A 1,917-nucleotide genomic window follows, 5' to 3' on the forward strand; every position below is an offset into this window, starting at 1 on the left:
AGCCTCACAGCGCCGATGGTACTGCAGGGGGGACCCTGTGGGAGAGTAGGACGCCGCCGAACAATCATTCCAAAGAGCCCCCCGGTCCGTACGGACCGGGGGGTTCTTTGCGTTTCCAGGGCGAATCGTTCCGAGGCCGAGCCGTGAATACTGCGTCGGCCGGGGCCATAAGGGCAAGCTGCGGGCCGCAGGCGGCACTTCGTAGCGAGGTCACCAGGCGCCGGTGGTGAGGGACGGCAGCAAGCCCGGGGGCAAGCAGGCCTCCTCGCTCGACCGCAGGCAGAGCGGTGGGCGGTCAGTGGCCACCCCAGGGCGTCAAGGGCACCAGGAACAGAGACCCTCCCGAAGCGGCCGAAGCAGCCGAAGCGGTCGTCAGGGCGCCCGCTGACCGGACGTCCGTCCACGGGCAAGGCGTACGACTGAGCCCCCGCCACGGATGTGGCGGGGGCTCAGTCATGCGGTCTCACACCGGCCGTACGGCCGGGGGGGCTCAGAGGCGGCCGGCGGCCTTGAGGGCGAGGTAGGTGTCGGCGAGGGCCGGGGCCACCGCGGTCGGCGGGGCGTCCAGGACGGTCACGCCGTGCCGGGTGAGCCGGTCCGCGGTGAGCCGGCGGTCGGCGCGGGTCTGCTCGGCGGCGGCCGCGCCGTACACGGCCTCGACGGTGCCGCGGCCGGTGGCCAGTTCGTCCAGGTGAGGGTCGGAGACGGAGGCCAGGACCACTTCGTGGCGCTTGGTCAGCAGCGGGAGCAGCGGCAGCAGCCCGTCCTCGACCGGGGCCGCGTCGAGGCCCGTGAGCAGGACGATCAGGGAGCGGTGCGGCGCCATCTTGAGCGCGGTCGCCACGAGCGAGCGCATGTCGGTCTCGTAGAGGGCCGGTTCCAGGACGGCCATCGCGTTGGTGAAGGCCGGCAGGATCTCGCTGGGGGAGCGGCCGGCCACCGAGACGCGCTTGCGCAGGTCGTGGGCGAGCAGGTCGACCCGGTCGCCCGCCTTGGTGGCGAGCGCGGTGAGCAGCAGCGCGGCGTCGAGCGAGGCGTCCAGGCGGGGCGCGTCGCCGACGCGGCCGGCGGAGGTGCGGCCGGTGTCCAGGACGATCAGGATGTGCCGGTCGCGCTCGGGGCGCCAGGTGCGGACGGCGACGGTGTTCCGGCGGGCGCTGGCGCGCCAGTCGATGGAACGGATGTCGTCGCCGGGCAGGTACTCGCGCAGGGAGTCGAACTCGGTGCCCTGGCCCCGGGTCAGGACGGAGGTGCGGCCGTCGAGTTCGCGCAGCCGGGCGAGCCGGGACGGCAGGTGCTTGCGGCTGTTGAACGGCGGCAGGGCGCGGACCGTCCAGGGGACGAGGTGCGAGCCCTGGCGCCCGGCCAGTCCGAGCGGGCCGAGCGAACGGACCGTCACCCGCTGGGCGTGGTGGTCGCCGCGCCGGGTCGGGGTGAGCACGGTGGTGGCCCGGCGCCGCTCGCGGCCGGGAATGCGCAGGGTGTGCCGGGAGGCGGCGATCTCGGTGCCGCGCCGCCACGCGGACGGGGCCCAGGCGTCGCGGACGCGGCCTCGGAGCGGGCGGCCACTGGGGTTGGTGACGGTCAGTTCGACGGTGGCCGGCTCGCCGAGCCGGACGGTGGTGTCGCCGCCCCGGGAGATCCGCAGGCCGCGGACGGGGGCGGCGAGCACCAGGTCGACGACGACGGCGAGCAGGACCGTGCCGGTGACGGCCGCGATCCCGCCCCAGGACGGCAGGAGCAGGCCCACGACGAGCGCGCCGAGTGCGGCGAGCAGGGCGGTTCGCCCGGTGAGGGCCATGCGGTTGCGCTCCTTCGTGAACGGGTGCGGGCCGCCCTCCAGGGGGCCGCGGACGCCGCCTACCAGGCGGTCGCCGAGCCGGTCGAGGGCACCCTGCTGACCGTCGCCCGGGTGGC

General features: G+C 75.1%; 1 protein-coding gene. It reads right to left on the reverse strand.

Features of this window, described 5'->3' with window-relative positions; translation table 11 throughout:
* Positions 1 to 490: 490 nt before the first annotated feature.
* Positions 491 to 1,801 (reverse strand): DUF58 domain-containing protein, encoded by a 1,311-nt coding sequence (locus ABT263_RS38730; protein WP_352298638.1) that lies wholly within the window; start codon positions 1,799 to 1,801, stop codon positions 491 to 493.
* Positions 1,802 to 1,917: the final 116 nt, after the last annotated feature.

It is taken from the genome of Kitasatospora sp. NPDC001603 (assembly GCF_040298365.1).
Taxonomy (GTDB): domain Bacteria; phylum Actinomycetota; class Actinomycetes; order Streptomycetales; family Streptomycetaceae; genus Kitasatospora.

Coding starts and splice junctions, on each gene's coding strand:
- ABT263_RS38730 (WP_352298638.1), bottom strand. CDS start 1,801: ATGGCCCTCACCGGGCGAACCGCCCTGCTCGCCGCACTCGGCGCGCTC.